The 7,515-nt window shown below is 71.2% G+C and carries 9 protein-coding genes, 1 tRNA gene and 1 pseudogene; 5 read left to right on the forward strand and 6 right to left on the reverse strand.

The features are described from left to right. Window positions 1-595 (forward strand): extensin family protein (locus P7D22_RS21580; protein ID WP_319936322.1); only part of this gene is annotated, 595 nt, incomplete at its 5' end. Window positions 596-615: 20 nt separating this feature from the next. Here the strand turns inward: P7D22_RS21580 and zapE are convergent. Next, entirely contained in the window at window positions 616-1,797 is a 1,182-nt protein-coding gene (gene zapE / locus P7D22_RS21585) for a cell division protein ZapE (RefSeq protein ID WP_319936323.1), read from the reverse strand. Between the two features lie 104 nt (window positions 1,798-1,901). Continuing rightward, a complete protein-coding gene (locus tag P7D22_RS21590) occupies window positions 1,902-3,011 on the reverse strand; it encodes a L,D-transpeptidase family protein (RefSeq protein WP_319936324.1) in 1,110 nt (369 codons plus the stop codon). Between the two features lie 173 nt (window positions 3,012-3,184). Between P7D22_RS21590 and folP the strand changes: the two genes are divergently transcribed. Together folP and folK are read left to right on the forward strand one after the other, a co-directional pair. Then, window positions 3,185-4,021 carry a dihydropteroate synthase gene (gene folP / locus P7D22_RS21595; protein ID WP_319936325.1) on the forward strand — a complete coding sequence of 279 codons (837 nt, stop codon included), beginning with the start codon at window positions 3,185-3,187 and terminating at the stop codon, window positions 4,019-4,021. Beyond that, the gene (gene folK, locus P7D22_RS21600) at window positions 4,018-4,521 is read left to right on the forward strand and encodes a 2-amino-4-hydroxy-6-hydroxymethyldihydropteridine diphosphokinase (RefSeq protein ID WP_319936326.1); all 504 of its coding nucleotides are present in this window, start codon (window positions 4,018-4,020) and stop codon (window positions 4,519-4,521) included. The genes folP and folK overlap by 4 nt, the downstream gene beginning before the upstream one ends. A 135-nt stretch (window positions 4,522-4,656) precedes the next feature. Here folK and P7D22_RS21605 read toward each other — a convergent pair whose 3' ends face one another. Then, a complete protein-coding gene (locus tag P7D22_RS21605; RefSeq protein WP_319936327.1) occupies window positions 4,657-5,109 on the reverse strand; it encodes a hypothetical protein in 453 nt (150 codons plus the stop codon). A 251-nt stretch (window positions 5,110-5,360) separates the two neighbouring features. On the opposite strand from P7D22_RS21605, the gene P7D22_RS21610 reads away from it, so the two are divergent. Both P7D22_RS21610 and P7D22_RS21615 read left to right on the forward strand, forming a co-directional pair. Further along, window positions 5,361-5,792: a plastocyanin/azurin family copper-binding protein gene (locus P7D22_RS21610; protein ID WP_319936328.1), complete on the forward strand. Its 432-nt coding sequence runs from the start codon at window positions 5,361-5,363 to the stop codon at window positions 5,790-5,792. Window positions 5,793-5,801: 9 nt separating this feature from the next. Further along, window positions 5,802-6,365 (forward strand): cytochrome b, encoded by a 564-nt coding sequence (locus tag P7D22_RS21615; protein WP_319936329.1) that lies wholly within the window; start codon window positions 5,802-5,804, stop codon window positions 6,363-6,365. A gap of 13 nt (window positions 6,366-6,378) precedes the next feature. On the opposite strand, the gene P7D22_RS21620 is transcribed toward P7D22_RS21615, so the two are convergent. From P7D22_RS21620 to P7D22_RS21630, 3 genes and pseudogenes are all read right to left on the reverse strand, one after another. After that, window positions 6,379-6,463 (reverse strand) — tRNA-Leu (locus tag P7D22_RS21620). A 111-nt stretch (window positions 6,464-6,574) separates the two neighbouring features. Next, window positions 6,575-7,180: a hypothetical protein gene (locus P7D22_RS21625; RefSeq protein ID WP_319936330.1), complete on the reverse strand. Its 606-nt coding sequence runs from the start codon at window positions 7,178-7,180 to the stop codon at window positions 6,575-6,577. A 17-nt stretch (window positions 7,181-7,197) separates the two neighbouring features. After that, window positions 7,198-7,515: pseudogene (locus P7D22_RS21630) on the reverse strand (hypothetical protein); the annotation flags it as partial.

A 7,515-nucleotide genomic window follows, 5' to 3' on the forward strand; every position in this document is an offset into this window, starting at 1 on the left:
CGTGCAGGCCCTCGCCCCGCCCGCACCGGTTGCGGTCGACACGTCCTGCCCCGCGCAATTGCGCGCCGCCGGCGTGGTGTTCGAGACGGTGACGCTCGGCCCCCAGCCGGACGCCGCCTGCACGGTGGCCGAGCCTGTGAAACTCACCGGCCTCGACCCGGAGAACGGCCTGCCGGTCGATCTGCCCGACCGGCCGACGCTCGCCTGCGGCACCGCTCTGGTGTTCGGGGATTACCTGCGCACGCTTCTGCTGCCCTATGCCCGCGGCTTGTTCGGCAGCGCCGTCACGGCGGTCGGCACCGGGCCGGGCCTCGAATGCCGCACCCGCGACCACATTCCCGGCGCCAAGCTCAGCGCCCACGGCCAGGGGCTCGCGGTGGATGTGGCGGCCATCGCGCTGGCCAACGGGCGCCAGCTCGACGTTGGCCACCCGAAGGACGAGGGCGAGCGCAGCTTCGACAAGGGCGCCCGCGCGGCCGCCTGCGGGTTCTTCCACACGGCGCTCGGCCCCGGGGCCGACAGCTTCCACGAAACCCATTGGCACTTCGACCTGCTGCCGCGTGGCAAATCCGGCGATGCGCGCATCTGTCAGTGAGGCTCGGAACCTGACAACCGTCAGGTCTCCACCAGGCCGCCGGTGCTGCCCGAAGGGCGCCCCGGGGTGCCGCGGTGGGGCAGCGCCAGATAGCTTTCCGATTGCATCTCGATCAGCCGCGACGCGGTGCGGTCGAACTCGAACACCTCCCGCCCGGTCTCGGCGCGGTAGAGCATGGTCGGGGCCGTCTCGGCGGAGGCGACCAGCTTGACGCCGCCGTCGTAGAAGGCGTCCACCAGGGTGATGAAGCGCTTCACCACGTTGCGCTCCCCGGCCGCCATCACCCGGACGCCGTCGATGAGGACGGTGTGGAAGTTTTCCGCCAGCGCCAGGAAGTCGACGGCCCCGAGCGGGCGCTCCACCAGTTCGGCGAAGCCGAAACGCGCCACCCCGGCGGCGGCGCGGGGCACCGCGAGCGAGCGGCCGAGCAGCGCCAACGTGGTCGGCCGCCCGTCGGGCTTCCCGGTCAGGCTGGTGAACAGCCGGTCGAGTGCCGCCCGGGCGGCCGCATCGGCCGGCACGATCCAGGTGGCGCCGGCCTGGGCGATCTTGGTGAGCCGGTAATCCTGGGCGGACGCGAGTTCCACCGTGTCGACCCGCGCCTGGAGCAATTCGATGAACGGCAGGAACAGCGCCCGGTTGAGGCCGTCCTTGTAAAGGTCGGGCGGGGCGACGTTCGAGGTCGTCACCACGGTGACGCCGGCCGCGAACAAGGCCGTGAACAGCCGCCCCAGGATCATCGCATCGGCGATATCCGTGACGGCGAATTCGTCGAAGCACAGCAACGTCGCGTCGCGCGCCAGGTCGGCCGCCACGGGCGCGATCGGATCGTCGCCCTTCACGGCATGCCGCAGCTTCGCCTGTCGCCAGGCGTGGATGCGCGCATGCACGTCCGCCATGAAGGCGTGAAAATGCACCCGCCGCTTCCGCCGCACGGGGGCGAGGTCGAAGAACAGGTCCATCAGCATGGTCTTGCCGCGCCCGACGCCGCCGAACACGTAGAGCCCCTTCGGCACCTCGGTTCGCCGGGCCGCGAACAGCCAGCCGAGCGCCGAGGCCTTATGGGCCGGCGGTGCCGCCGCGAGCGCCGACCGGACGGCATCGAGCCGGCGCGCCACCGCCACCTGCGCCTCGTCGAGGCTCCAGCCCTCCTGGGTGGTGCGGGCGCGATAGGTGTCGAGGACGGTGGAAGACAAACCCATTCCCGGTCAGAAGCCAGCCATCGACGGGGCATCGATGGAGGCCGCCGCGACAGGTCCGAAACAAAGCAGCGGTCTCGCGTCGCCCGTCAAGCGTCGTTGGACCCTCAGGGCTGCTTGGGCCCTGCGGCAGCCGGGGTGCTGGCGGTGATCGGCGGGGCAGCCGTCGCGGGCACGGGTGTGGTGGCTCCCGCAATCGGCTGAGCGGCGACGGGCGCCGCATCCGGGGTTTCCTGGAAGTCGACGGGCGTCGCCTTGGCCACCATGGAGGCCAGGTCCTCGACGTCCCAGTTGGTCAGCCGCACGCAGCCGTGCGACTGGGTCTTGCCGATCTTGTCGGGCTCGGGCGTGCCGTGGATGCCATAGCCGGGGTCCGACAGGTCGATCCACACGGAGCCGACGGGGTTGTTGGGGCCGGGCGCGATGCGGAACGGCTTCTTCGATTTGACGCCCTTGAACGCATAGGCGGGATTATAGGTGTAATCCGGGTTGTGGGTGACGTGCAGCACCGTGAAGTCGCCCGTCGGGGCAGGCTTCTCGGCGCTGCCGATCGAGGCGGGGTAGAAGGCCAGCAGGGCCCCGTCGGCCCCATAGGCCTCGACGGCGCGATCGGGCTTGTCGACCACGATGCGGGCCACCTTGGCGGGCGGCCCGCGATCCACCACCACCTGGGGCACCACGATCTCACGCCCGGCCGCGAGCGCCCCGGGGTTGAGGGCCCGCAGCAGCCCGGGCGAGGCATGGACCTGTTCGGACAGCTTTTCCGTGAGGTCGCGATAGGCCATGCGGGGCAGCTTCGCCTGCTGCTCCATCTTGGCCGGGATGCGCTTGGCGAACGGCCCCTTGGCGTCGGCCGCCGAGATCGTCCTCGTGACGACGGCCGCCGCCGCATCGGCCCCGACGAGCTTGTCCCAGCTGGCTTGATCGAGGTGGCCCGTGGCGGGCAGCCCCTTGGCCTTCTGATAGGCCAACAGGGCCTTGCGGAAATTATCGCCGTCGAGCCCGTCGATGGCGCCCGGCGAAAAGCGAGCACGGTCGAGCAGCACTTCGGCCCGCAGCACCGTCGCCGACGGCAGCTTGGCGGGCGGCTCCGGCAAGGGCGCGAACACCGCCGCGTTGATGGTCTGCGGCGTCAAGCGGGGCGGCGCGGCCTTGGCCAGGGCGGGGCCGGCCAGCAGGAGCGCGCAGGGAACCAGGACGGAAGCTGTGGGACGCATGGCGAGGGCTCTGGGGCGCTGGCGGGTTTGTTGAACAATGCCGGGCGGGCGGGCTCGGTTGCGTCGGGACCCCACGTTTGCCGGCCGGGCTCGCCCGCGGCGTGGGGCTGCTGCTATAGCGAGCCAGGGCCCCGCGTGGCCGCCGACCCTCCGAGCAACCCGAACCGATCGCCATGGCCCAAGCCCCCGACCCGCCCGCCTCCACACCCCGCGGCCGCGCCCAGGTAATGGCGATCCTCAACGTCACGCCGGATTCGTTCTCGGACGGCGGCCGCTATCTCGCGCCCGAGCGGGCCATTGCCCAGGCGCTCCAGCTGGTGGGTGAGGGCGCCGACCTGCTGGACCTCGGCGCCGAATCGACGCGACCGGGCTTCACGCCCGTTTCGGCCGACGCCGAGCTGCAACGGCTGCTACCGGTGCTCGACGCCCTGCCGGCGGCCTTCGGCGGCCGGGTGCCGGTCCCCGTGTCGATCGACACCACCAAGGCTGCCGTGGCCGAAGCGGTGCTCGGGCGGGGCGCCACGCTGATCAACGACATCTGGGGGTTCCAGGGCGATCCGGCGCTGCCGGCCGTCGTGGCGCGCCACGGGGCGCGGGCCGTGTTGATGCACAATCGCGCGACCGTCGACCCGGGGCTCGACATCCTGGACGACATGCGCGGCTTCTTCGCGCGCTCGCTGGCGATCGCGGCCGCCGCCGGGGTGCCGCGCGAACGGCTGATCCTCGATCCCGGCATCGGCTTCGGCAAGACCTATGCGCAGCAGCTCGCGGCGCTGGCCGGGGTCGGACGCCTCATCGAGGCCTTCGGGGTACCGGTGCTGGTCGGCGCGTCGCGCAAGTCGTTCCTGCGGCCGACCGCGGGCGACGACCCGAGTGGGCGTCTGCATGGCACGCTGGCGGCCCATCTGGCGGCGGTGGCTCGGGGCGCCACCGTGGTGCGGGTGCATGATGTGGCAGCCCATGTGGCGGCGCTGGGCACCTGGGCCGCGATCGCGGCAGCGCGACCATGACGGCGGGCGTGGAGGTGGGGTTCAGCCTCGGCAGCAACCTCGGCGACAAGGCGGGGGTGATCGGCCGCGCCCTCGACACCCTGGTGGCGACCGGCGCCGTAGCGGAGCTGACGGTGTCGCGGCTCTACCGCACGGCGCCCTGGGGCCATGTCACCGACCAGGACTGGTTCCTCAACGCTTGCGCGGTCGGGCGCACGACCTTGTCACCCGAGGCCTTGCTGGAGGCCTGCAAGGCGACCGAGCGCCAGTTGGGCCGCCGCGACACGGTGCGCTGGGGGCCGCGGGTGATCGATGTCGACATTCTGTATTACGGCGACCTGTCGCTCGACACGCCCGGTCTGACGCTGCCCCACCGGGACATGCTGAACCGCGCCTTCGTGCTGGTGCCTCTGGCCGAGATCCAGCCGGAGCGCCGCATCGGCCCCACGACGGCCGCCCTGGCGGCGGCGGCGATCGGCGATGCGGGCATCACGGCCGAGGGCAGGGTGCCTGGCCGCTAAGGGCTATCAGGGCCAAGGGGAGCCCGCTTGGCCCGATCGGGCAACCCACCACGAGGGAATGCTGGCGTTCGTCTGGCTCGGCAGGAACCAGACACACTCGAGGACGGCGCCCGCCCCCGCCGACGCCCCGTCCGATCAGGAAAATTCGGTGACGATCGTGTCGTGCACGCGGGCCAGCCAGCCTTCCATCATGCGGACCTTTTCCTCGGCCTCCAGCATGCGGCGCTCGGCTTCGCCGACGTCGCGCTTGCACTGCGCTTCCATCTCATGGACCTGGATCTCGGCGCGGAACACCCGCTCGGCCGCAGCCTGCAGCTCTTCCTTGGTGCGCAGGACGAGCTGCTGCACCTGGTCCTCGCGGTCCTGCAGCCGGGCTTCCTTGTCGCGAAGCCGCGCCGCGCTGTCGCGGATCTGCTCGATCAGCCCGCCCCAGCCTTCCGACAAGCTGCCATCGCGCAGCATGTCCGGCTCCGCGTCACGCGCCGGCGGCGACACAACACGGAACGGGTGCTGGCGCGCGCGCGGCGCAGCTTCCGGGGCAGCGGCTTCGGTCGGGGGCAGGGTCGACTTTAAGGCTACGTCCGGCATGGCCGTTCTCCGTTTTGGCTGCGCCAGAAGGCGACATGATCCCCTGAGTGGGACCAATTGGTTAATAGAAGGTTAATGGGTAGACCTGCCGTTAGGGAAGCTGAAACCTTTTGGACGATCTGCCGCAAGCCCGAAGCTGGCCCCCGTTGGGGCACTGACGTCGCGGCATCAGGCGGGGCCTCTGCCGGTAAGCCTCTGATTGGTCTATGGTCGTCGAAGCGGACGCGTGTTGCGTCCCTGGGAGGACCAGCATGACGAAGTCTGTATGGAGCGCCGTGGCCCTGGGCCTTGCAACCCTCGCGGCGGCTCCTTCGGCCTGGGCCGACACCACCATCACGGTCAAGCTCACCGGCGAATCACATGAGAAGATGGGTGCGGAGCTCAGCCAGAGCACCGTTCCGGCGGGCCCGACCGACTTCGTCGTCACCAACGCGGCCGCGAAATCCGGCCATGAAGCGGTGGTGATCCGCCTGAAGCAGAAGGGCGAAACCTTGACGGTCGATCCCGCGACCGACCGGGTCGATGAAAAGCAGCTGCAATCGCTCGGCGAGGTGTCGAAGCTGAAGCCGGGCCAGAGCGGCACCCTGAAGGTCGACCTGACACCCGGCGACTACATGGTGTTCTGCAACTACAAGGGCCACTACACGGCCGGCATGTGGGCGCCGCTGACCGTCACGCCGTAACACGCGACGATGGTTTCGGCCCGGAACACCGCCGCCCCGCCCCGCCGCGCCATCGATGGCGGCCTGCGGCTGCTGCACTGGCTGACCGTCGCCCTGTTGCTGTTGGCCTTTGGCCTTGCCTGGGGGTTCGACAGCCTGCCGCCGGGCCCCGCGGCGGGGCAGCTCGTCACCTTGCACCGCACGGTCGGGCTGAGCCTGTTCGGCTTGACGGCGGCGCGGCTCGCCTGGCGGCAGTGGCATCCGTTGCCGCCGGTACCGGCGCCCGCCTGGGAACGCTGGCTGGCCGGAACCGTGCAGGCGGCGCTTTATAGTGCCCTTCTGGCCCAGCCGCTGCTTGGCTGGGCCGCCAGCGGCGCACAGGGCGACAGCGTCGCCTTCGCGGGGCTGCTGACCCTGCCGGACCTCGTCGATCCCGATCCCGACCGCGCCGACCAGCTGTTGGGCCTGCACAAGCTGCTCGGCTTCACGATCCTGGCCCTGGTGGGGTTGCATGTGACGGGCGCGTTGCGCCATGCGATACGGCGCGATGGCGTCCTGCACGGCATGCTGGGCCGCGCCAAGCCGGCGTCCTGAACGCCGATCGAATTGGTGCGGGTGGTCGGAATCGAACCGACACTCCTTGCGGAACCGGATTTTGAGTCCGGCGCGTCTACCAGTTCCACCACACCCGCATGAAGCCGCGAGGCTTCGATCCCTGGTCTAGCTCATCTCGGCCCGGATGGGGAAGCCCACCCGGCCGAAGAATTTGCGATGGCGGCCCCGCATGGCGGTGCCCTTGGGGTTCAGGCCAACGCCGCCGCGTCCGGGGCGCGCCAGCCTCGCACGCGGCCCGGCCGACCGGCCGGGCGCCCCATGGACCAGTGCTCGCAAAGCCGGTGCAAGGCTTCCCGCAGCCGTTCGATCACCAGGGCATCGGCCGTGCGGGCGTGGCCGGTGTCGGCCACCAGTGGCCGCAGCTCGGCCACCGTGCGCCCGTCGATGACGAGCCCGGTCAGATAGGGCAGCAGCCGCGCGCCGACCGCCGCCTCCGCGTCGCGCAGGCTTTCGCGATGCCGCAAGGCGGCATGGCTCGGCCCGGGCGAAGGGGCGCCGCCGCCGTCGACGCTTTCGCGCCGGAAGTCAAAGGCGGCCAGCGGGTCGAGGCGCGTCAGGTACCAGTGGCCGCGCAGCCGGTCGCCGGCCTGCCACAAAAGCGCGTTGGTGGCCGGGTTCTCGCGGTCGAGCAGGTTGCGGGCGTGCAGCAGGTCGAAGGCGTCGCCGATCCGGCGCACCCCCTGGGGGTCGAGGCCGACCGTGCTCCGGGCGGCCGCGTGGCGCAGCCGCTCGGGCGTGGCGTCCTGTCCGTCGCGGGGGCGGCCCGCAAGCGACACCGATTTCTTGGGCTTCATGGAAGGTGGCTCCCGGGTCAAAGGTTCAGACGGTCGAAGGCCGCGCAGGCTTCGGGCAGGCTGCGCACCACCAGAAGCGGCACCGCGCAGCCGCGGCACAGATCGGCAAAGCCCTTTTGCGGGCGCGTCAGTTCGGCCGCCTGGGTCTTGATCTGCACGAAGACGCAGCGGCCGCCGGGGGCGAGCAGCATCAGGTCGGGCGCTCCCGCCTCCGGGCCCGGCGCCGCGATGTCGCCCGCGAGACCCACCACCACGACGGTCGGGCGCGCGGTTTCGAGGTGTCGCACGACGGCCCGCAGCACGACACGGCGGTCGGCCGGCAAGGGGCTGTCGAG

Origin of the sequence: Lichenihabitans sp. Uapishka_5 (assembly GCF_033947565.1) — a bacterium.
Lineage (GTDB): Bacteria > Pseudomonadota > Alphaproteobacteria > Rhizobiales > Beijerinckiaceae > Lichenihabitans.